This is a genomic window from Halorubrum pallidum, assembly GCF_055380345.1.
Map to the genome: position 1 here is coordinate 832,858 of NZ_AP043945.1, position 20,960 is coordinate 853,817.

The 20,960-nt window shown below is 68.8% G+C and carries 19 protein-coding genes; 9 read left to right on the forward strand and 10 right to left on the reverse strand.

Annotated features, from left to right (window positions below):
* The first annotated feature begins 58 nt into the window (after window positions 1-58).
* Window positions 59-1,579 (forward strand): aldehyde dehydrogenase family protein, encoded by a 1,521-nt coding sequence (locus ACZ45C_RS05870; RefSeq protein ID WP_460560250.1) that lies wholly within the window; start codon window positions 59-61, stop codon window positions 1,577-1,579.
* A 45-nt stretch (window positions 1,580-1,624) separates the two neighbouring features.
* Here ACZ45C_RS05870 and ACZ45C_RS05875 read toward each other — a convergent pair whose 3' ends face one another.
* The 5 genes from ACZ45C_RS05875 to ACZ45C_RS05895 all read right to left on the reverse strand — a co-directional run bounded on the left by ACZ45C_RS05875 (window position 1,625) and on the right by ACZ45C_RS05895 (window position 4,521).
* Window positions 1,625-1,936, reverse strand: coding sequence for a CGCGG family putative rSAM-modified RiPP protein (locus ACZ45C_RS05875; protein WP_460560248.1), 312 nt, complete (start codon window positions 1,934-1,936; stop codon window positions 1,625-1,627).
* Window positions 1,937-1,958: 22 nt separating this feature from the next.
* Window positions 1,959-2,714, reverse strand: a complete 756-nt coding sequence (locus tag ACZ45C_RS05880; RefSeq protein ID WP_460560246.1) for a helix-turn-helix domain-containing protein — start codon at window positions 2,712-2,714, stop codon at window positions 1,959-1,961.
* 116 nt (window positions 2,715-2,830) lie between these two features.
* Window positions 2,831-3,394: a halocyanin domain-containing protein gene (locus ACZ45C_RS05885; RefSeq protein WP_460560244.1), complete on the reverse strand. Its 564-nt coding sequence runs from the start codon at window positions 3,392-3,394 to the stop codon at window positions 2,831-2,833.
* Between the two features lie 108 nt (window positions 3,395-3,502).
* Entirely contained in the window at window positions 3,503-4,231 is a 729-nt protein-coding gene (locus ACZ45C_RS05890) for a DUF2249 domain-containing protein (protein ID WP_460560242.1), read from the reverse strand.
* The gene (locus ACZ45C_RS05895; protein WP_460560677.1) at window positions 4,228-4,521 is read right to left on the reverse strand and encodes a DUF2249 domain-containing protein; all 294 of its coding nucleotides are present in this window, start codon (window positions 4,519-4,521) and stop codon (window positions 4,228-4,230) included. The genes ACZ45C_RS05890 and ACZ45C_RS05895 overlap by 4 nt, the downstream gene beginning before the upstream one ends.
* An 88-nt stretch (window positions 4,522-4,609) precedes the next feature.
* On the opposite strand from ACZ45C_RS05895, the gene ACZ45C_RS05900 reads away from it, so the two are divergent.
* Entirely contained in the window at window positions 4,610-6,046 is a 1,437-nt protein-coding gene (locus tag ACZ45C_RS05900) for a hypothetical protein (RefSeq protein ID WP_460560240.1), read from the forward strand.
* A gap of 242 nt (window positions 6,047-6,288) precedes the next feature.
* Here the strand turns inward: ACZ45C_RS05900 and ACZ45C_RS05905 are convergent, their stop codons facing one another.
* Window positions 6,289-8,580, reverse strand: coding sequence for a nitric-oxide reductase large subunit (locus ACZ45C_RS05905; protein WP_460560238.1), 2,292 nt, complete (start codon window positions 8,578-8,580; stop codon window positions 6,289-6,291).
* 234 nt (window positions 8,581-8,814) lie between these two features.
* On the opposite strand from ACZ45C_RS05905, the gene ACZ45C_RS05910 reads away from it, so the two are divergent.
* On the forward strand, window positions 8,815-8,928 hold the full coding sequence (locus tag ACZ45C_RS05910; protein ID WP_464374333.1) for a hypothetical protein: 114 nt from the start codon (window positions 8,815-8,817) through the stop codon (window positions 8,926-8,928).
* Window positions 8,929-9,041: 113 nt separating this feature from the next.
* Here ACZ45C_RS05910 and ACZ45C_RS05915 read toward each other — a convergent pair whose 3' ends face one another.
* Window positions 9,042-11,249: a thioredoxin domain-containing protein gene (locus tag ACZ45C_RS05915; protein ID WP_460560236.1), complete on the reverse strand. Its 2,208-nt coding sequence runs from the start codon at window positions 11,247-11,249 to the stop codon at window positions 9,042-9,044.
* 144 nt (window positions 11,250-11,393) lie between these two features.
* Between ACZ45C_RS05915 and purD the strand changes: the two genes are divergently transcribed.
* Window positions 11,394-12,677, forward strand: coding sequence for a phosphoribosylamine--glycine ligase (gene purD, locus ACZ45C_RS05920; protein ID WP_460560234.1), 1,284 nt, complete (start codon window positions 11,394-11,396; stop codon window positions 12,675-12,677).
* Window positions 12,678-12,894: 217 nt separating this feature from the next.
* Window positions 12,895-13,461 (forward strand): acyltransferase, encoded by a 567-nt coding sequence (locus tag ACZ45C_RS05925; RefSeq protein ID WP_460560232.1) that lies wholly within the window; start codon window positions 12,895-12,897, stop codon window positions 13,459-13,461.
* Window positions 13,462-13,489: 28 nt separating this feature from the next.
* Here the strand turns inward: ACZ45C_RS05925 and ACZ45C_RS05930 are convergent, their stop codons facing one another.
* A complete protein-coding gene (locus ACZ45C_RS05930; RefSeq protein ID WP_460560230.1) occupies window positions 13,490-13,819 on the reverse strand; it encodes a DUF5798 family protein in 330 nt (109 codons plus the stop codon).
* A gap of 83 nt (window positions 13,820-13,902) precedes the next feature.
* On the opposite strand from ACZ45C_RS05930, the gene surE reads away from it, so the two are divergent.
* Window positions 13,903-14,754: a 5'/3'-nucleotidase SurE gene (gene surE, locus ACZ45C_RS05935; RefSeq protein ID WP_460560228.1), complete on the forward strand. Its 852-nt coding sequence runs from the start codon at window positions 13,903-13,905 to the stop codon at window positions 14,752-14,754.
* A gap of 21 nt (window positions 14,755-14,775) precedes the next feature.
* On the opposite strand, the gene ACZ45C_RS05940 is transcribed toward surE, so the two are convergent.
* The gene (locus ACZ45C_RS05940) at window positions 14,776-15,465 is read right to left on the reverse strand and encodes a nucleotide exchange factor GrpE (RefSeq protein ID WP_460560226.1); all 690 of its coding nucleotides are present in this window, start codon (window positions 15,463-15,465) and stop codon (window positions 14,776-14,778) included.
* Between the two features lie 94 nt (window positions 15,466-15,559).
* Between ACZ45C_RS05940 and menD the strand changes: the two genes are divergently transcribed.
* The gene (gene menD, locus ACZ45C_RS05945; RefSeq protein ID WP_460560224.1) at window positions 15,560-17,533 is read left to right on the forward strand and encodes a 2-succinyl-5-enolpyruvyl-6-hydroxy-3-cyclohexene-1-carboxylic-acid synthase; all 1,974 of its coding nucleotides are present in this window, start codon (window positions 15,560-15,562) and stop codon (window positions 17,531-17,533) included.
* 25 nt (window positions 17,534-17,558) lie between these two features.
* On the opposite strand, the gene ACZ45C_RS05950 is transcribed toward menD, so the two are convergent.
* Entirely contained in the window at window positions 17,559-18,041 is a 483-nt protein-coding gene (locus ACZ45C_RS05950) for a BsuPI-related putative proteinase inhibitor (RefSeq protein ID WP_460560222.1), read from the reverse strand.
* A 77-nt stretch (window positions 18,042-18,118) separates the two neighbouring features.
* On the opposite strand from ACZ45C_RS05950, the gene ACZ45C_RS05955 reads away from it, so the two are divergent.
* Entirely contained in the window at window positions 18,119-18,871 is a 753-nt protein-coding gene (locus tag ACZ45C_RS05955; RefSeq protein WP_460560220.1) for a DUF2797 domain-containing protein, read from the forward strand.
* A 50-nt stretch (window positions 18,872-18,921) separates the two neighbouring features.
* Window positions 18,922-20,829, forward strand: coding sequence for a helicase C-terminal domain-containing protein (locus tag ACZ45C_RS05960; RefSeq protein ID WP_460560218.1), 1,908 nt, complete (start codon window positions 18,922-18,924; stop codon window positions 20,827-20,829).
* The last annotated feature ends 131 nt before the right edge of the window (window positions 20,830-20,960 follow it).

A 20,960-nucleotide genomic window follows, 5' to 3' on the forward strand; every position in this document is an offset into this window, starting at 1 on the left:
TCCGCTGGCAGAGACCCCGAGAGATGACTTTTTACAAGTGCTCGCAAATATTGCACACATGGTAGCTGTCCACAATCACTACGTCGACGGCGAGTGGGTCGCCGGCTCGGGCTCTCGGACCTTCACGAGCGAGAATCCGGCGACCGGCGAGACGCTCGGCGAGTTCCGACGGGGGACGCCGGCCGACGTCGACCGCGCGGTCGAGGTGGCCGCCGACGCCTTCGGGGAGTGGCGCGAGCGCTCGCGCATCGACCGCGCCGAGTACCTCTGGGACGTGTACCACGAACTGCGCGAGCGGACCGACGAGCTCGGCGAGATCGTCACCAGAGAGTGCGGCAAGGAGATAAGCGAGGGGAGAGCCGACGTGGTCGAGGCCGCACACATGGTCGAGTGGGCCGCGGGCGACGCCCGCCATCCGAACGGGGACGTGGTTCCCTCCGAAATCGCCGCGAAGGACGCCTACATGCGGCGGAAACCTCGCGGCGTCGTCGGCTGTATCACGCCGTGGAACTTCCCGGTCGCGATCCCCTTCTGGCACATGGCCGTCACGCTCGTCGAGGGCAACACGGTCGTGTTCAAGCCCGCCGAACAGACGCCCAGATGTGCCCAGATCATCGCGGAGATGTTCGAGGACGCCGGACTCCCGGACGGCGTGTTCAACATGGTTCAGGGATTCGGCGACGCCGGCGAGGCGATAGTCGAACACGACGGCGTCTCGACCGTCCTCTTCACCGGCTCCGCGGAGGTCGGTCACCAGATTCAGGACGCGCTCGGGGGCGTCCCGGGCAAGCGCGCTGCCTGCGAGATGGGCGGAAAGAACGCGGTCGTGATCACAGACGAGGCCGATCTCGACATCGCGGTTCACTCGGCGGTGATGTCCGGTTTCAAGACGACCGGCCAGCGCTGCGTCTCCGCGGAGCGACTGATCGTCCACACCGACGTATACGAGGAGTTCAGAGACCGCTTTGTCGCGGTCGCGGAGTCGGTCGCGGTCGGCGACCCCCTTGACGAGGGAACGTTCATGGGGCCGCTCATCGAGGCGGAGCACCGCGAGAAAGTCATCGAGTACAACGATCTCGCCAGCGACGAAGGCGTGACCGTTCTCGTCGACCGGACCGATCTCGACGACGCGGAGATCCCCGAGGGGCACGAGGCGGGACACTGGATCGGCCCGTTCGTCTACGAGGCGGACCCCGACGCGGACCTGCGCTGTACCCGCGAGGAGGTGTTCGGCCCCCACGTCGCGCTCTTGGAGTACGAGGGCGGAATCGATCGCGCTGTCGAGATACAGAACGACACCGACTACGGGCTCGCCGGTGCGGTCATCTCGGAGGACTACCGGCAGATCAACTACTACCGAGACCACGCGGAACTGGGACTCGCGTACGGGAATCTGCCGTGTATCGGTGCCGAGGTGCAGCTCCCGTTCGGCGGCGTGAAGAAATCCGGTAACGGGAACCCCTCCGCGCGGGAGATCATCGAGGCCGTCACCGACCGAACGGCCTGGACGCTGAACAACTCGACTGAGATCGAGATGGCACAGGGGCTCTCGGCGGACATCGAGACGACGGACGAGTAGCCGGCTCCGGGCTCTCGCCCGCCCCGCCCGTCCGCTCCCGCCGACTCACTCCACCTGAACGCGGCTGACGTGACCGCCGCAGCCGCAGCGTTCGACGTACTCCGGTTCGAGGCCTCTCTCGCGGTCGATCGCGTCGTAGAGGTAGTCTGACGGATGGCCGAGGTCGCCGTGGGTGACCAGGTTGACGTGATTTCCGGGTGCGGTATGGTCGATCGCGGCGAGCGCGTCGCGCACGACGAGCTCCCGGTCGTCGGCGTACCGCGGCGCTTCGAGGTTCGCCGACCACGAGTTGTCGTGGACTCGGTCGGTGATCGGTTCGGCAGTCGTGTCGTGGTCGGTGTCGTGCGTGTCGGTCATGTGAATCAGTCTCTTGGAGTCGCTAGCGTGTTCGGGCGGTAACGGCCTCGGCGTCACCCGTCGTTTCCGTCTCTGTCGTCGCCTCCCTATCGAGCCCCGTCTTCGCCCCGGCGTCAGCGCTCTCCGCGTCGCCCGCCGCCTCCGGTCGCCGCGGAAGTCCATCGACGAACTCGCCGATCACCGTTCGCTCGACGCGTTGAAGCGTCTCGCTGCACGTCGACTTCGCGATTCCGACGTGGTCGGCCACCTCAGTCAGCGTGGTGCGACGGGGGACCTCGTAGTACCCCAGATCGACGGCGGTGAATAGGAGTTCTCGCTGTCGGTCGGTCAGCGTTCGGCCCGGGGTGACGTGTTGGCGAACACGCTCGACGTCGAACTCCAGTCCGAGCTCTCTCAGCGAGCGACCGAGTTCCGCGACGCGTTCGTGCTCCCCCGTCACCTCGACCTCCGCGACGCCGTCCTCGATATCGAGGGGCATCTCCATCGGAAGTCCGGACCGCTTCGCGGCGAGTAACAGCAGCGGCGCGTCGGTCTCGATCCGTACTGTCGCGACACCGCCGTCTCGCGCCATCACGGACGCCTTCGCGAGCGCCGGGTGGGATCGCATCGCCGCGATGACGTCGTCGGGGGTTCGCGAGGTGATTCTGAGGAGCGCGAACCCGGCGTCGTCGTCGGGAACCGCGGTGAGAACCCGGAATCCGGTGTCCGGGAACCGACGGGAGATGTCTGCTATCCACGGTCCGTCGGGCAAGTGGACGAGAAGTCGTGCCTGTGGCATGTGATGGGTCAGTGGTCTGTGGTCGGTAGTCGGTGGTTGGTAACCGGTGGTCGGCAGTCGGTTGGCGACGACCGGTGGTCAACGGTCAGATCGACTGTCGCGGCCGCCGAGGTCGATCACTCGACGTAGATCGCACCTTTCATCCCGACCGCCTCGTGCGGCGTGCAAACGTACTCGTGGATCCCGGACTCCTCGAAGGTGTGTTCGAAGGTGTGTCCCTCCTCCCCGACGGTCTCGCTCTCGAAGTTCCCGGAGTCGGCCGCGACATTGTGATCGCCGCCCTGGCCGGTCCACTCCCAGACGACGGTCGTCCCCGACGAGATCGCCACCGCCGCGGGACCGAAGGAGAGGCCGTCTGCCGCCCCGACTGCTACCGTCACCTCGTCGGCGTCGGTTCTGTCGACCGTCGCCTCGTAGTTGGAGACGCCGTCGAACCAGCCGTCGTATCCCGGCTCCTCGGAGAGGTACTCCGACCCGCCGTCGGATCCACCGTCGCTGCTTCCGCCGTCGCTACTTCCGCCGTCTCCGTCGTCGCCGTCGCTACTTCCGCCGTCTCCGTCATCGCCGTCGCCGCTTCCGTCGTCTCCGCTCCCGCCGCTACAGCCGGCGAGCGCGGTGATAGCGCCGAGTGCTGCGGTCGTTCGAACGAACGTCCGCCGGTCGAGCGTGGTTCGTGTCATGCGATTCGGTGTAGGGACGTATAGGGAATACCTTCGGCGACGATTCCCGACACGCGGGGCGGTGACCCGAACAGTTCGGCGGAGGATATATAAGCGGAACCCGCGCCGTCACGGCCGCCGGATCGCGACACGCCACTCGTCGTCATCGACCCGTTCGGTCTCGTGGTGGAACCCGCGGTCAGACAGCACGTCGTACAGGGGAGCCGGCTCGAAGTCGTTGACGAGGCGGAGCGTCTCGTCCGCGCCGAGGTCGTCGAGCGCCTCGTCGATGACCGGAAACGGCGGGCCGTCTCGATCGCGCACGTCGAGAACGGTGTCCGGTCCGCTCTCGCCCGTGTCGGCGTCCGAGGACGCCGCGGGGCCCTCGTCCCGGTCGGACAGCGTGTCTCCTATCGCCGCCAAACGGTCGTTGATGGCGTCGCTCCCGTCGAGAGAGCCGTCGACTCGTACGCGGACCCGATCGTACCCGTGGTCGGCGTCGAGCGCGGCGAGCGCGCGGAGCGCTCCCACGGCGAGCGGCTCCGCCTGCGGGCAGAACGCCGTCGTCGGCGTGAACGCAACGCGGAGCGTCGACGGCTCCCCGCGCTCTTCGGCGTACCGGAGCCCCGCGTCTGGGTGGCGCGGATCGCGGTTGAGCCGGGCGAGATTGTAGCCGAAGGTGGCGTCGTACACCCCGTGTTCCTCGAAGGCGTCGGCGGCGTGGCGGTGGACCGCGACGTGGCCGTCACCGGTGAGAACATCGTGGTCCGCGAGGAACGGACCGGTGTCGGGTATGTGGTCCGGGACGAACGCGTCCGCCGGGTCGAACTCGGGTTCGGAGTCGCCGAAGAGGGTCATCGCTCGTCTCCCTCCTCGCTCGTCTCGGTCGCCGTCCAGATCGCCGTGACGATCGCGTTACCGTCCTCGACGGTGTCGTAGCGGTACCCGCGAGCTTTGATCTTGGGATAGAGGAACTTCGGTGCTCGGTCGTTTCGCTGGAGGAGGACGGCCTCGTCGGGCGTGTCTGCGAGCAGTTCGAGCGTTCGCCGGAGCGGCTCCGGCGGGCCAAGTTCGCGAACGTCGAGGGTCTCAACCGGCCGGTCCGCCGGGGCGTCGGTACGTTCGAGCGCGGTCGCCTCTCGTGACATGTCCGACGATTCGGGACGATCCCGCCCGTAGTTTGCTCCGAACATGTTCGGACACAGCCACAGGAACGCCCGGGACGAACGCGTGCACATGCGCGGCGTTCCTACCGATCTCACGACATCGACGCGTCCGCCGACCACCATCCCGCTCCGGCATTTCGTCGCCTCGCTGGCGTTCCTCGCCGCGGGCAGCGCGCTCGCGCTCGTCCACATCACGGGCGTCGCGGAAGGTCGTTCCGGGCTCGTCAAGGTCGGTCTCGGCGGCTTCGGTCCCGCGGGAGTCGCCGTCGCGCACCTGCTTCTCGTCGGGTGGGTGTGTCTGACGATCCTCGGCGCGGTGACGCAGTTCGTCCCCGTGTGGTCCGGGGTGACGCTCCACTCCGAGCGGCTGGCGACGCTTCAGCTCTGTCTCGTCGCGGTCGGCGTTACCGGGTTCGCCGGCGGGCTCTGGCTCGGCCGCTCGGCCGACGGTGCGCTCTTTGCCGGACTGATCGCCGCGGGGATCGGAGTCTTCGCGTATAACCTCGCGCGGACGCTGCGGCGCGCACGTCCCCTCGACGTCACCGAGCGTCACTTCGCGCTGGGGATCGGCTTTCTCGTGCTCGCGGCCGTCCTCGGTGGGTCGCTCGCGGCCGGCTACCGATGGGGTATCCTCGCCGCCCTCGGACTCTCGCGGCCCGCCGTGATAGACGCTCACGTCACGCTCGCGCTCTTCGGTGGCGTGATCACGACCGTGATCGGCGCGCTCTACCAGCTCGGCCCCATGTTCTCCCAGACCGACGCGACGCCCGTCGAAGGACGGCTCGCTCGGTTCGAGACGGCGACATATCCCGTCGGCGTCACGGCGCTCGCCGCCGGCCGACTGATCGAGATCGCGCCACTCGCCGCTGCCGGCGGGCTCCTCGTCACGGGGGGGACGGCGACCGCCGGCGGGGTGCTCCTCCGACGGGTGCGCGACGCGACAGCTGCGACCGCGACGCCGATGCTCTCGCGGTACGCGGTCGTCGGCGTCGCGCTCCTCGCGTGGAGCACGACCGCGGCCGCGACGTGGTTTGCTCGCCCCCTCGGTTCCGCCGTCAGGATCGGCGCCCCCGGCGCAGGCCCGATCCTGCTCGGCGCAGTCGTCGGGTTCGTGGTCGTCGGGAGCGTCTACCACGTCGTTCCGTTCATCGTCTGGCTCGACCGCTACGCCGACCGGGTCGGTCTGGAGCGCGTCCCAGCCATCGACGACCTCTACGACGCCCGCCTCGCGCGAGTCGACCTCGCCGCGACGCTCCTCGGGACTGGCCTGCTGCTCGCCGCGACGGTCGCGCCGGAGTTCGCTCCGCTGACTCCCGGCGTCGCCGCGGGCGGAGCCGACGGCCGTCTCCTCCGGGTCGTCGGCGGGGGAGTCGCGGCGGCCGGCGCGCTGCTTTTCGCCGGCAACATGGTTGCGACCGTGAGCCGACACGGGGGCGCGGCAATGCTTCGGGAGAGCGACGCGGAGTCGGCGTCGTCTGCGGAGACGCCGGACGCGTCCGAGCGTTGAACCCCGACGAATTCCTCACGGAACGACAGCGGGAGATCCCGCTCGAAGCCGTCGATCTGGGGTACTGCGAAGTCGCATCGCGCCACGCTGACCGAGGTGACCCACCGCGTCGAGATCGTCAAGTCGACCTGCAGCGAGACGCTTCTGCGCGTCGATCGAACGGCGATCGGAGAGTTCGTCGACGACCTCCCGCGGACGCCGGCGGGTTCGACGTCGAGACGGCCAGAGACTCTTGACGCGTCTCAGTCGTCGTCCCCGAGTATTCCCTCGGCGACGGCCATGTCGTCGACGCTCGGGTCCTCGGCGGACTCTCGGAGGACGAACCGCTTGCGGAGCAGGTCGGCGACGTATATCGCCGTCCCGATGATGATCAGTGTGTCACCGGGCAGCCTCGCCCAGAACAGCGTCTGGACGAGCGACCCCTCGTAGAATCCGAGGCTTCGAGCCGCCGCGTAGCTCTCGGTGAACGCGACGTCGAGCTGGAGGAACCCGACCGGGAGCACCGAGACGAACACCATGAGTGCGAGTCCGACGTTCCAACACCAGAACGACGCGCGGAGCCACGAGCCGTCCCAGCGCTCGGGGTCGATCGACAGCTGGAGCATGTACGCGACCATCCCGAGCGCGAGGAATCCGAAGGCCCCGAACATCGCGGCGTGCGCGTGTCCCACCGTGAGGTAGGTGCCGTGTTCGTAGTAGTTGACGAGCGGGAGGTTGATGAAGAACCCGAGGACGCCGGCGCCGACGAAGTTCCAGACCCCGCTCGCGACGATAAACATGAACGGGAGCGTGTACGGGAACCCGTCGCCGGCGGTCATCGCCCGGTACTGACCGATCGCCTCGTAGAGGATGAATATCAGCGGGAGCAGTTCGAGCGTCGAGAAGACGCTCCCGATCGGGACCCAGTAGTCGGGCATCCCGATCCACCAGTAATGATGTGAGACGCCGATCACGCCGGTGCCCATCACCAACAGCGCCTGCAGCATCACCGCCTTCTCGGCGCTGCGGCGGGTGAGGAGGTTCATCGACACGAGCGTGAGCCCGATGATCGCGACGATGAAGAACTCGAAGGCCCCCTCGACCCACATGTGGACCACCCACCACCGCCAGAACTCGGTGACGGCGATGTTGGTCGTGGGCGTGAACAGGAAGCCGGCGAGGAAGAGCAGGGTGATGGATCCTCCGGCGTACAGGATCATGTGCGCGAGTCCGTACACCGGCTCACGGTCGAGCAGCGGCTCGAGTCCTCGAATCGCCAGCACGGCCCAGAGGATGAACCCGACCAACAGGCCGCCTTGCCACACCTTCCCGACCTCGAGGTACTCCAACCCCTCGTTTCCGAGCAGCCACCAGAGCTGGCCGTCGAAGTAGCCGTTCGCGCCGAGCCAGATCCCGCCCATTCCGCCCCCGACGACGACCACGAGCGCGCCGAGCAGGACGTTGACGTACCGCTTCTGGTTGGCCGGTTCGTGACCTGTCAAAAGTGGCGGGAGAAACAGCCCCGCGCCGAGCCACGTCGACGCGATCCACAAGATTCCGAGGTCGATGTGCCACGTCTTGGCGATGGAGAATGGGAGCAACTGGAGGACGTGGACGCCGAACAGCTCCTCGATGCCGAAGAAACCGGCCCGCTCGATGTAGAAGTGCGCCAGCAACCCGCCGAGCAACACCTGCGCGAGGAACAGGCCGGCGGCGACGGGAACGAATCTGAGCGCCGCGCGCTGGCTCGGGAACACGCTCACGTCGCCCGGCTCGGGGACCGAGATCCCCGCCGCCGACGGTTCCGGAAGCTTCACCGATTTGTACAGGAGGATGGCAACTCCGGCCGCACCGACGAGGAGCACCATCGCGACCACGCTCCAGATCATCGCGGCACCGGTGGCGTCGTTGCCGGCGGGGGGCGAGTAGGGCCACTCGTTCGTGTAGGAGTTGTCGCTACCGGGCCGGTCGGTGTGAGAGAACCACGCGGTCCACAGCGCGAAGTCGGCGAACTGCCGCGCCTCCTCCGGCGACTGGATCATGCCCTCGGGCACGCCTCTGGCGTGGTCACCCTCGTGGTATCGCTCGACGTACGTCTCGCTCACCCGTTTGTGGGCGTACGCCTCGGCCGCCGAGTATTCGACGACGTCGCTCCCGTCGTGAGCCTCGTCGAGGTCGTCGCGGACGGTCTGGGATACCGCGGCTCGCTCGGCGGATCCGAGCGAGTCGTATTCGGCCCCGTACTCCTCGCGCGCGTAGTAGTCGCGCATGTGTTGGGCCTTCAACTCCAGCGTCTCGGCGGTGTAGTCCTCTCCGTAGTACGCGCCATTTCCGAGTATCGACCCGTGGTTCATCAGCCCGTACTGCTGGAACGTCGCCTTCCCGTCTTGGACATCGGCACCGGTGACGATCGTCTCGCCGTCGGGACCGACGACCTCGTCGGGAATCGGCGGCGCCTCCTGATACGCGAACCACGCCCCGGCACCCATGACGACCAGGTTCAACAGGAACGCCGCGACGATTACCTTCGCGATCGTCTTGCGCGTGAGTTGCATCACCGGCACGTTGCCGCCGGGTGGACAACCACTTTGGTACCAACATGTTCGGACGGCGTTCCCGGAGGCCGGGACCGACATCGAGCGGGTGCTGGAGCGTGAAACACGGCATTGCATCGTCAGAACCGCCTCTGACGGGACGCCATCGAGACGGTGCACCCTTATATGATATTAGGTGTATATATCTGTTTTCACGAAGGGTTAATCCGGAGTTCGTCGTAACGGCCGGGTATCATGAGCGATCGGGACACGATGAAAGACATCTCGCACACGGCACCGAACGACACCTCCGCGCACACCGTCTGGGAGCGAGGTCGCATTCCCGTCGAGGAAGAGGAAGAGGAGTAGGATCTCGAACCGCCGATGTCCGGTGTATCGCCCGTTTCTTCTGGCGTCCATCCGGGTATCTGCGCTCGGTTGTCCCCCACCTCTCCGGCCGGAAAAACAGCCGCTCGATTCCCTTAGGTGTCGTCCGTGGCTCGTGACGCGAGCCATTCTAACGCCGCGTCGAGGTCAGTCTCGGCGGGCGAGCAGACTCGTCCCTCACAGACGTACACGGTCGGGTCACCGCTCTCGCTGTCGCGGTTCGCCCAGATCGGTGGGGTCGACTTCAGGTCCAGCCGATCGAGCCACTCGTCGAGGCCGTCGTCCGTCGGCGGTCGCGGCGCGACGAGCGCCCCGGAAACGTATCGCTCGCCGAGCGTTTCGTCCCACTCGTCGGGAACCGCGTCGGCCGCGATCGTCACTTCGATCCCGCCGGTCCGGACCCGGTCCGCGGCGCGAACGAGCGACACGTGCTCCAGCGGACTCGAGCGTATCCGATCGGCGTGCGTCGTCACGACGGATTCCGCGATCTCGGAGAACAGCCGATCGGTCCGAAAACCGTCGAGGAGAGCGAGCGTCTCGGTCGCGACGCCGAGACTCGACGGCGTCGATCGATCGGTGAACTCCTGTGGCCGCGCGAAAAGCGAGTCGGAAGCTCCGCCGTTCTCCGCTTTACCGCTCGCATCGCCCGCCTCCGGTTCCCGCGTGAAGTAGACGGTCCCGTCGTCGGCGTCGTAGAAGTCGGCGACGATGGAGTCGGCGAGTTCCAGCGCGAACCCGAGCGGTTCCGGGTCGCCGGTGACGGCGTACACGTCGAGCGCGCCGCGCGCGAGGAACGCGTAGTCGTCGAGGTACCCCGGTCCGCGTACGTCGCCGTCGAGCCAGCGCCGGGCGAGTTCGCCCGTCTCGGGGTCGTACAGCCGCTCGCGACAGAAGTCGAGCGCGTCGCGAGCGATCACGGCGTACGGGTCGCCGAGCGTGCGGCCCGCGTTCGCGAACGCGGAGATCGCCCGGCCGTTCCACGATGCGAGCACCTTCTCATCGCGGGCGGGACGGGGACGCGACTCCCGCGCTTCGAAGAGGGCAACGCGCGCGTCCGTCGCGATCTCCCGAATTTCCTCTGACGGGCGGTCGTGCTCGTCGGCGATCTCCTCGATCGACGCCGCGACCGTCGGGACCGTCGTACCGCGTTCGAAGTTCCCGCCCGCCCGGATCCCGAACCGCCGTTTGACGATCGACGCCGCGGGCTCGTCCAAGACCGCGTCGACTTCGGCGGGCGTCCAGACGTAGAACGCGCCTTCCACGTCTCCCGCCGCGTCCGAATCCTCGCCCGTTCGCTCCGCGGGTGGGCGGCTCCGCGCGTCGAGCGTGCTGAAGAATCCCCCCTCCGGGTGGCGAAGCTCGCGGTCGAGGAACCCGAGCGTCTCGCTCGCGATCCGGGCGTAGGACGACTCGCCGGTGAGCCGGTACCCGTCGAGGTAGACCATGGGTAACTCGGCGTTGTCGTACAGCATCTTCTCGAAGTGCGGGACCGTCCACTGGCGGTCGACCGCGTACCGGTGGAACCCGCCGCCGATCTGGTCGTACATCCCGCCCGACGCCATCCCGTCGAGCGTGCCGGTCGCGGCTGCCAGCGTGCTCTCGCGGCCGCTCTCGGCGTACGCGCGGAACAGCAGGTCGATCCGACCCGGCATCGGGAACTTCGCACCGCCGCTCCCGAACCCACCGTACTCCTCGTCGTAGCCGCGGACCGCGGCGGCGGCCGCCTCCCGGAGCAGTTCCGATCCCGGCGAATCGCCATCCGGATCGCCCGGAACCGACTCCAGTTCGTCGCGCGCGCTCGTCGCCCACTGCTCCGCGCGGTGGCGCATCTCCTCGCGTTGGTCGGGATCGCGCCAGGACTCCGCGATCTGTTCGCACAGGTCGCGGAACCCGGGCTGGTTCCGGCGCGGCTCCGGCGGGAAGTACGTCCCGACGTAGAAGGGCTTTCCCTCGGGCGTACACCACGCGGAGAGCGGCCACCCGCCGCCGCCGGTGACGAGCTGTGAGACCGTCATGAACGTGCTGTCGACGTCGGGGCGCTCCTCGCGATCGACCTTGATCGGAACGAACTCCTCGTTGAGCACGGCCGCGACCGACCCGTCCTCGAAACTCTCCTCGGCCATCACGTGACACCAGTGACACGACGAGTAGCCGATGGAGACGAACACGGGCACGTCGTGCTCGCGAGCGCGCTCGAACGCCTCTTCGCCCCACGGCTGCCAGTTGACCGGGTTGTCGGCGTGCTGTCGGAGGTACGGGCTCGCCTCCTCGTCGAGGCGGTTCCGCGCCGTCGGCTGTGACATACGCACGGTTCGGTCCGACGCGGCAAAAACCCGTCACACCGGTCCGCGCACCCGTCGACGCCGACGGAAGAGGATCCACGGATCTGTATATATCCGCGCAGATAGAGAGTAACGTTTACACTACCGTGCGGTGACCCGTCGATCATGACGGAGACCGTACTCCTCGTCGGCGGCGGCGGACGCGAGCACGCGATCGCCCGCGCGGTGGCCGACGACTGCGCGCTGTACGCCTGCGCGAGCAATCGAAATCCGGGTATCCGCCGGCTCGCGAACGGGTTCGAGGCGATAGACGAGACCGATGCGGCGGCGATCGCCGACTACGCGACGTCGGTCGGCGCAGATCTGGCAGTCATCGGTCCGGAGTCGGCGCTCGATGAGGGCGTCGCCGACGCCCTCGACGACGCCGGCGTGTACGCCTTCGGTCCGCGGGCCGTGGAAGCGAGCCTAGAGACGGACAAGGCGTACCAGCGTCGGTTCATGGACGAGGAATCGATCCCGGGCTGTCCCGACTTTGCCGTGTTCGACGACGTCGAAGAGGCCTGCGCGTACATCGACGAGTACGACGGCGACCTCGCCGTCAAGCCCGCGGGACTAACCGGCGGCAAGGGCGTGAAGGTCATCGGCGATCAGGTGACACGCGAGGAGGCGAAGGCGTACCTCCGCGATTCCGAGTACGCCCGCGTCGTGTTGGAAGAACGGCTCGTCGGCGAGGAGTTCACCGTGCAGGCGTTCGTCGCCAACGGTGAAGTGCGGACGACGCCGGCAGTTCAAGACCACAAGCGCGCCTACGAGGGCGACGAGGGGCCGAACACGGGCGGGATGGGATCGTACACCGACACGGGGTTCTCCCTGCCGTTCATGGCCGACGGCGACTACGACGCCGCGGTCGACGTGCTGAACGCGGTCGTGGACGCGCTCCCCGACTACAAGGGCGTCCTCTACGGGCAGTTCATGCTCACGGACGAGGGACCGAAGGTCGTCGAATTCAACGCGCGTTTCGGTGACCCGGAGGCGATGAACACGCTCCCGGTGCTCGAGACGCCGTTCCTCGACGTACTCACCGCCGCCCGCGACGGAGAACCCCTGCCGGACCTTGAGTTCTCCGGCGAGGCGACCGTCTGCAAGTACGCGGTGCCCGACGGCTATCCGACCGACCCGGACGCCGGCGCGAAGATCGCGGTCGATGAGACGAGCGTCGGCGACGCGCTCCTCTACTACGCTAGCGTCGACGAACGCGAGGACGGACTGTACACCACCACATCCCGGTCGTTCGCCGTCGTCGGCCGCGGCGACTCCATCGCGGCGGCGGAGGCCGAGGCGGCCGACGCGCTGGCCGTCGCCGGCGACCGCGTCCGGATCCGCCACGACATCGGCACCGCCGACCTCGTCGAGCGTCGGATCGAACACATGGACGAGATTCGGTCCTAGCCGCTATCGTGAGCGCGCGATAGCGTCGCTCTCGGGCGTCGTCTGGCGAACAGGCGATCCCAGTTCGGTCCCACGGCGGTGGATCGCGCACCCGTCTCGGCCGACCGTGGGCCGGCGTTCCGTCGTGGGCGCGATGGCCGCGGCATGGTACTTGAGCGATCGCCGTCTCGGGTTCGCGGCAGCGACTCTTTTATTAGAGCCGCACGAAGGTCGCGTCGTGAGTGACGACACCGACCCGACGAACCCGGAGGAGAGACGGCCGGAAGGGGTGGATTCGGACAGTGTTCGCGCCGACCGTCTGGACCGCTTCCCGACGCGAGGGCCGCGAAATTCGCTGTGGTCGTGGCCGGACGCGAAGTCGCCGCTCGCGGTCGTCCGCAACTACGTCGTAATCGTCCTCGCGCGGGTCTGTCCGAGTCTCAGGCTCAAGAACTGGCTGCTGCGCCGGATCGGCGTGACTGTCGGGACCGGGGTCTCGTGGGGGCTGGAGTCGACGCCAGATGTCTTCTGGCCGGAGCGGATCACGGTCGGCGACGACGCGATTGTCGGCTACGACGCCACGCTGCTGTGTCACGAGTTCCTCCGCGACGAGTACCGTCTCGGCGACGTGATCGTCGAAGAGGGAGCGATGATCGGGGCCGGAGCGGTCGTCCTCCCGGGCGTCACGATCGGTGCGGGTGCGCGCGTCGCCGCCAATTCGCTCGTCGCCGAGGACGTGCCGCCGAACGCGACGGTCGCCGGCGTGCCTGCCGAGGTCGTCTCGCGGACGGATCCCGACGAGTGACCGCGGACCGCTCGCCCGACTCGCCGCCCTATCCGCCGTTCGGCTCGTCACCCGACTCGCCGCTCGTCGACTCCCCGTCGGTCTCTCCAGCGCCGGAGTCGGCGGCCGCCTCTGCGTCCGTGATGTGTGCCTCCGCACTCACGCTCTCCAGGTCGACGCCGACCTCGCTGGCGACGGCGTCGAGGACCGCCCGCTGTTCGGCCATCTCGTTTTCGAGCCGCTGAACTCGCTCTGAGGTGTCGATCACGGTCGTCTGGGTCTGTTCAACCTCCGTCCTGAGTTCGTTGATCTTCTGGTACGTGCGCTCGGCCTTGTCGGCGAGCGTCTGGATCTTCTTGGCGGTGTCGCCGAATCCCATACCGGGTGGTGGATCCGGCGGTACGTGTGCCTTTCCTTCGATTCCGCCGGTGGGCTTTTGACCGAACCGCCCGACGTACCGGTATGAGCGTCGACCGGATCCTGTTGACGAACGACGACGGCATCGACGCCGTCGGCCTCCGCGCCATGCGCGACGCGCTCGCGGCGGACTACGACGTCGTGACGGTCGCGCCGACCGCAGACCAGTCGTCGACCGGGCGGACGCTCTCGGAGGCGGTCTCCGTCACCGACCACGACCTCGGCTACGCGGTCGACGGAACCCCGGTCGACTGCGTCGTCGCCGGGCTCGACGAGCTCGTCCCCGACGCCGACCTCGTCGTCGCGGGATGCAACGAGGGGGCGAACCTCGGTGCGTACACCCTCGGTCGGTCGGGGACCGTCTCGGCCGCCGTCGAGGCCGCCTTCTTCGACGTGCCCGCGGTGGCGACCTCGATGTACGTCCCCGGCGACGAGGACTGGTGGAAACGCGAACTGGAGCCGGCGGAGTTCGCCAACGCGACGCGAGCGACGACGTTCCTCGTCGATCGCGCCGGCGAGGCGGGCGTCTTCGACCGCGCCGACTACCTCAACGTCAACGCCCCTATCGCGGAGCCCGACTCGGTCGGCGCCGACGGCGGCTCTCTCGCCCGGACCGACCGTGACGGCCGTGCACCGATGCGAGTGACCACGCCGTCGGAGTGGTACGGGATCGAGGCGACCCGGAACGGCGACGGGCGCGTCGCCTTCTCAGACCCGATCTGGGGGCGAATGACTGCGACCGACGTCCCAGACGCCGTCGGAACCGATCGGCGCGCCGTCGTCGACGGCGAGGTGTCCGTGTCGCCGCTTTCGGTCCCCCACGCAGCCGCGTCTGACCCCGGACTCGACGAACTCGCGGACGTCTATGGCGGCCGCTCGCGATCGGATGCCACGTGAGGTCGGAACGCGGAGAGCGGGCTACTCCTCGTCGGCGCTGACCGTGACTTTCGCCTCGCTGACGACGCGGTCGCCCATTTCATAGCCAGGCTCGTACACCTCGTGGACGGTTCCCCCGGGCTGGTCGCTCTCGACGCGGAGCATCACCTGGTGCCGGGCGGGGTCGACGTCGTCGCCGGGCGCGGGGTCGATAGATTCGACGCCCTCGTCGGCGAGCACCTCGTCGAACTTCTCCAAGGTGGACTCGACGCCCGGACGGAGGTCGCTTCCCTCCTCCTGATCGAGCGCGCGCAACAGGTCGTTTCGGACCGGAGTGACCCGTTCGACGAGCGCTTCCGACGCGCGCTCGCGGATGTCCTCCTGTTTCTGTTTGGCGCGCTCTTTGTAGTTGCTGAAGTCGGCGCGAACGCGCGCGAGCTTGCTCGTCAACTCGTCTATCTCCTCGTCTTTTTCGAGCAGTTCCGCCCGCGTCTCCGCCAGTTCGTCCTCTAGCGCGGCGACCTCGGCCGCGAGTTCCTCGTCGTGTTCGGCGACCTCGGCCGCGAGCGATTCCTCGTCGTCCTCGGCCGCCGACCCGGTCGGGTCGCCGCTCGCGGCCGCTGCCGTGCCGTTCGTTCGTGCCGCGTCCTGCGATTCGCTGGCTTCCGCCGCGGACGCGTCGGTCTCGGCGTCGTCCGGGGACTCGACCTCGACGGCGTCGTCGTCGCTCATGTCCGATCGAAGTCGGTCGGCGGGCATAAGCGTTGCAGAACCGACCGGGGACGACTCGCCGGAGTATTTACCTCGCGACGTCGAAGTGGGCGTAATGACCGCGCCGAACCGGAACACGCTGTGGGCTCGCGCGCTCGTCGACGAGTTGGTCGCCGCAGGCGTCGACGCCGTCGTCGTCTCACCGGGGAGTCGGTCGACCCCGCTGACGACCGCCGCCGCCCGCGCCGACGACCTCCACGTCTTCTCGCAGTTGGACGAGCGTTCGGCCGCCTATTTCGCGCTTGGTCGCGCCCGACGCACCGGGAGCGTGACGCCGCTCATCTGCACCTCCGGCACGGCCGCCGCGAACTACCACCCGGCCGTGATGGAGGCCGACAACGCTCGTGTGCCACTGCTCGCGCTCACGGCGGACCGGCCGCCAGAACTCCGTGACTCGGGCGCGAACCAGACGGCGGACCAAGAGAAGTTGTACGGTGACGCCGTTCGGTACTACAAGGACCTGCCCGAGCCCGCGGCGACCGACCGCTCGCTTCGGTCGCTCCGGACGACGGTCGCCCGCGCCGTTGCGGCCGCCGAGGGGACCGACGCCGGCCCGGTGCACCTCAACGTCCCGTTCGCGAAGCCGCTGGAGCCAACTCCGGTCCCCGGCGACGTGCCGGACGACCTCGACCCCGTCGCCGCGACGGGCCGCGACGGCCCGTACGTCGACGTGACGCCGGGGGCACCGGAGCCCGGCGACGAGGAACTCCGGCGGCTCGCCCGCGACCTCTCCGCCGCGGACCGCGGGCTGATCGTCGCGGGGCCGGCCGACCCGCCCGGGCTCGACGCCGAGGCGGTGACGGCGCTGTCGCACGCGACCGGGTTCCCCGTTTTGGCCGACCCGCTCTCCGGCGTTCGGTTCGGCGGTCACACGCGCGTCGCGCCCGTGATCGGCGCGTACGACGCGTACCTCTCGGCCGCGCTCGCGGGCGACGGCGGCGCGGGGACCGACTGGGCCGATCCCGAACTCGTCGTGCGACTCGGCGCGTCGCCCACCTCGAAGCGCCTCCGGAAGTACCTCGCCGAAACCGGGGCCGACCAGTACCAGGTAGATCCGGCCGGTCGCTGGCGGGAGGCCGAGTTCGCCGCGACAGACCTCGTGGCCGCGGAGCCGAGCCGCCTCTGTGCCCGTCTCTCGCGGGTCGTGGGTGGTGGGGGCGGCGGGGGCAGTCGCGGCCGCGGCGAGAACCGCGCCCCCGAACACGCCGACGAGGTCGACTGGCAGGCGCAGTGGGAGGAGGCGGACCGTGCGGCGCGGGCGGTCCACGACCGCGACCGCGACGCCGCCGACGCTGTCGGCCGATCGATCGACGCGGTCGGCGGCTCCGGCGGCGAATCCCCCGCCTTCCACGAGGGAGACGTGCTGCGCGTCGTCGCCGGGGGGCTCCCCGATCCGGCGACGCTCTTCGTCTCTAACTCGATGCCCGTCCGCGACCTTGACCGGTTCGTCGGCCCGTTGACGACGAGCGTGACCGCGCTCGGCAACCGCGGCGTCTCCGGGATCGACGGGATCGTCTCGGCCGCGCTGGGCGCGGGCTCCGCGACCACCGACGACCTCACGCTCGTGGTCGGCGACATCGCGCTGTACCACGACACCAACGGCCTCCTCGCGATCGATCGCTGTGACGCCGACGTGACCGTCGTGCTCGTCAACAACGACGGCGGCGGGATCTTCCACAAGCTCCCGATCGAGTCGTTCGAGCCGCCGTTCACGGAGGCGTTCAAGACCCCGCACGGGATCGAATTCGAGCCGATGGCCGACCTGCACGGACTGGCGTACACCCGGATCGACGCGCGCCCCGAGGCCCGAAGCGAACCGGACGACGCACGCGCCGCTGATGTCGCGGACGACCTCGACGCGGCGTACGCGCAGGCCCGCGAGGCCGAAGGGTCACACCTGATAGAGGTCCGGACTGACGCGGAGCGCAGCCATCGGACGCGAGAGAGGCTGGAGGCCGCGGTCGAAGGCGCGGTTCACGGCGGGGTTCCGGCACGCGACGAGAGTTCGGGCTCCGGCGACGAGGCGTGAGCGACTCTCCGGTCGCGGAACGTCGTCACTCGACCTCGATCGTCGTGGTCGCCGCCGGCCGCCACTCATCGGTCTCGTCGCCGTCGGTCTTGTCGCCGTCCGTCTCGTAGTCTCTCACACCGTACCCCGAGACGGTCAGCCAGCCGTCGACCGCGTACGTCCCCGGTGGCGGGTCGGCCCACGTCCCCTCGTAGGTCTCGGCATCGCCCGGCGACAGCGTCTCGGTGCCGGTTGCCTGCGTGAACAGCCGGCCGTCGCCGTGTCGCCAGACCGGTTCCGGGTCGGTCCCCTCGACCGGTTCGGTCCCCGTCCCGATCGGAGTCGCCGCGAAGTCGGCGCGCTGGCCGGTCCGGAACCGGAGGGTTATCGGCTCGTCGCCGTCGTTGCGGACGGTGAGTGCGAACTCGACCGCCGGGGCGGTCCGCGCGTCGGTGACGGTCGCCGAGAGCGAGACCGCGAGCGAACTGGGCGACTCCGGCGGGTCGGGTGAATCGAACGGCGCGGGCATACCCGGTCGTGGTCCGCCTCGATTAACAACGCTCCGGCGACGATGCGCATAAGTCGCCGCTTCCCCTATCCGGTCGTGTGCAGGTCGTCGACTACGAGGCGGGCGAGGGGCTCTACGTCGCCAGCGGCGGCGCGGTCGAACTCGTGTCGGCCGCCGCCGGCGACGAGCTCTCCTTCGGCCTCGGCGACCGCCGGTGTGCCGGAACGGTCCACGAGGGCGACCACATCGCCTGCGACGTCGACGACGCCCCCCACTGCGACGATCACGGCCACGTCTGGGTGTGCGCTCGCTGTACGGGAACGTGTCTCAAAGACGAGATGGACTGTCACGAGGAACACGCGATGTACCTCGCGGCGTTCGCACCCGACGTGTTGAAGGTGGGCGTCACGCGGCTGTGGCGGCTGGAGACGCGGCTCCGCGAGCAGGGCGCGGACCGGGCGGCCCACATCCGGACGTTTCCCGACGGGCGCGTCGCCCGCGAGGTCGAATCCGAACTGGCGTCCCGCGACGACCTCGTCGACCGGGTGCGCGTCCCAACGAAGATCGACGGGTTCGGACGCGGCGTCGACGAGGCGGCGTGGGACTCCCTGCTCGACGGCTTCGACCCGATCGATCGGTTCGCGTTCGACTACGGGCTCGACCTCGACGAGCGGCCGGTCGCCGAGACGATGGCCGCCGGCGCGGTCCGCGGCTGGAAGGGGCGGGTGTTGGTGCTCGACCGCGGCGGTTCGACGTACGCGGTGGACGCGCGCGAACTCGTCGGCTACGAACTGACGGACGACGTGCCCTCCCGCGAGTTGCAGTCGAGCCTCGGGGCGTTCGGTCGGTGACCGCCGCCGGGGAAACGAGCCTTTAACTCGGGGAGCGCGTCAGGACACCCGTGGACCCCGATCGGATCCCCAGCGAGTTCCCCGCGCCGAGCTTCCGCGGCGCACAGCGGCAGGCGCTCGCGGACATCCGCGACGCGTTCGCCGCCGGCAACGACGTGGTGTTGGTGCGCGCGCCGACCGGCAGCGGCAAGTCGCTGCTCGCGCGCGCCATCATGGGCGCGGCCGACACCGTCGAGGAGACGTCGCCGAGCGAGGCGACCGGCGCGTACTACACGACCCCGCAGGTGTCGCAGATCGATGACGTGGAGGCCGACGACCTCCTCGACGACTTGGCAGTCATTCGGGGCAAATCGAATTACGACTGTATCCTCCCGGGCGAACACGACACGCCGGTCAACCGCGCCCCCTGCGTCCGCCAACAGGGGTTCGACTGCTCGGTGAAACACCGCTGTCCGTATTTTTCCGATCGCGCCATCGCCTCCGGGAACCGATACGCCGCGTTGACGTTAGCGTACTTCATGCGGACCGCGGGCTCCGAGGTGTTCCGGAAGCGCGACACGGTCGTGATCGACGAGGCGCACGGGCTCGCAGAGTGGGCGGAGATGTACGCGACGATCGACCTCTCCCCGAGCCGCGTCCCGGTGTGGGACGAGATCGGCGTGCCCGACGTGGCGGCCGACGCCGGCTCGGAGGAGGACGCGCTCGATCGCACCGCGCGCTTCGTCGAGTCGCTCCTCGACGTCACGAGACGCGCGAAAGACGAGCTGACGGGGCAGGCTGAACTCGACCGAGAGGAGGTGGCCCGCCGGGACCGGCTTCAGGAACTCAGCGGCGAACTCGGCTGGTTCTTGGAGGACTACCGCGATCCCGAGTCGCCGACGACGTGGGTCGTCGACCAGCCCGGAGGGGAGGGATCGGAGATCGCGATCAAACCCCTCGATCCCGCGCGGTATCTCAGACACACCGTCTGGGACCGCGGGAACAAGTTCGCCTTACTGTCCGCGACCATCCTCTCGAAGGACGCGTTCTGTCGGGGCGTCGGTCTCGACCCCGCGAACGTCGCCCTCGTCGACGTCGAGCACACGTTCCCGCTCGAGAATCGGCCGCTCTACGACGTGACACAGGGTTCGATGACCTACGAGCACCGCGACGAGACGGTGCCGAAGATCGCCCGACTGATCGTGCGCCTGATGGCGAACCACCCCGACGAGAAGGGGCTCATCCACGCGCACTCGTACGACATCGCCGGGCGGCTCACCGAACTGCTCGGGGAGTTCGGCGTCGCCGCACGGGTGCGCAGGCACGGACGCGACGACCGCGACGCGGAGCTGGCGGCGTGGCGGGCGAGCGACGAGCCGTCGGTGTTCGTCTCGGTGAAGATGGAGGAGGCGCTCGACCTCCGCGACGACCTGTGTCGCTGGCAGGTGGTGTGTAAAGCGCCGTACCGCAACACCAACGACTCGCGGGTCGCCCGCCGACTGGCCGACGGGCAGTGGGCGTGGTACCACCGCACCGCGCTCCGGACCGTGATTCAGGCGTGCGGGCGCGTCGTCCGCGCCCCGGACGACTACGGCGCGACCTACCTCGCGGACGACTCCTTGCTGGATCTCTTCGACCGCGCAGCGGCGGACACGCCGCCGTGGTTCCGCGACCAGATCGAGGCGATGACGGCCCCGTCGCTGCCCGAGTTCGATCCGGCGGCCGCACTCGCCGGGATCGACGCCGAGCCATCGGGTCCCTCCAGAGCGGGTCGGCGGCGCGACGGGCGGCGTGTCGACGACACGAGCGGTCGGGCGGCCGACCGAGACAGAGCGGCCGCGGACGCGTCGAGCCCCGGCGGGCAGACCAGCGGTGTCGACGGCCGTGATGACGCCGGCGGAAGCGACGGCACTCGATCGGAGAACGACGCCGAGCGTCGAAAGGATCACCCGCTCTCCGACGTCTGGGGCGACGGCTGACGGCCCGGTCTCGAACCGTCTCGTCTGTGTCGATTGGTGAACGACTCAGAGTAGCGAGACGCCCCATGCGACCATCGAACTCACCATGAGGAACGCGAAGAACAGGGCGATGAGCTGTTGCCTTTCCATGT

What these genes read in the sequence shown, in the direction of transcription:
- ACZ45C_RS05870 (WP_460560250.1), top strand. Translation starts at nt 59, where the DNA reads ATGGTAGCTGTCCACAATCACTACGTCGACGGCGAGTGGGTCGCCGGC.
- ACZ45C_RS05875 (WP_460560248.1), bottom strand. Translation starts at nt 1,936, where the DNA reads ATGACCGACACGCACGACACCGACCACGACACGACTGCCGAACCGATC.
- ACZ45C_RS05880 (WP_460560246.1), bottom strand. Translation starts at nt 2,714, where the DNA reads ATGCCACAGGCACGACTTCTCGTCCACTTGCCCGACGGACCGTGGATA.
- ACZ45C_RS05885 (WP_460560244.1), bottom strand. Translation starts at nt 3,394, where the DNA reads ATGACACGAACCACGCTCGACCGGCGGACGTTCGTTCGAACGACCGCA.
- ACZ45C_RS05890 (WP_460560242.1), bottom strand. Translation starts at nt 4,231, where the DNA reads ATGACCCTCTTCGGCGACTCCGAACCCGAGTTCGACCCGGCGGACGCG.
- ACZ45C_RS05895 (WP_460560677.1), bottom strand. Translation starts at nt 4,521, where the DNA reads ATGTCACGAGAGGCGACCGCGCTCGAACGTACCGACGCCCCGGCGGAC.
- ACZ45C_RS05900 (WP_460560240.1), top strand. Translation starts at nt 4,610, where the DNA reads ATGCGCGGCGTTCCTACCGATCTCACGACATCGACGCGTCCGCCGACC.
- ACZ45C_RS05905 (WP_460560238.1), bottom strand. Translation starts at nt 8,580, where the DNA reads ATGCAACTCACGCGCAAGACGATCGCGAAGGTAATCGTCGCGGCGTTC.
- ACZ45C_RS05910 (WP_464374333.1), top strand. Translation starts at nt 8,815, where the DNA reads ATGAGCGATCGGGACACGATGAAAGACATCTCGCACACGGCACCGAAC.
- ACZ45C_RS05915 (WP_460560236.1), bottom strand. Translation starts at nt 11,249, where the DNA reads ATGTCACAGCCGACGGCGCGGAACCGCCTCGACGAGGAGGCGAGCCCG.
- purD (WP_460560234.1), top strand. Translation starts at nt 11,394, where the DNA reads ATGACGGAGACCGTACTCCTCGTCGGCGGCGGCGGACGCGAGCACGCG.
- ACZ45C_RS05930 (WP_460560230.1), bottom strand. Translation starts at nt 13,819, where the DNA reads ATGGGATTCGGCGACACCGCCAAGAAGATCCAGACGCTCGCCGACAAG.
- surE (WP_460560228.1), top strand. Translation starts at nt 13,903, where the DNA reads ATGAGCGTCGACCGGATCCTGTTGACGAACGACGACGGCATCGACGCC.
- ACZ45C_RS05940 (WP_460560226.1), bottom strand. Translation starts at nt 15,465, where the DNA reads ATGAGCGACGACGACGCCGTCGAGGTCGAGTCCCCGGACGACGCCGAG.
- menD (WP_460560224.1), top strand. Translation starts at nt 15,560, where the DNA reads ATGACCGCGCCGAACCGGAACACGCTGTGGGCTCGCGCGCTCGTCGAC.
- ACZ45C_RS05950 (WP_460560222.1), bottom strand. Translation starts at nt 18,041, where the DNA reads ATGCCCGCGCCGTTCGATTCACCCGACCCGCCGGAGTCGCCCAGTTCG.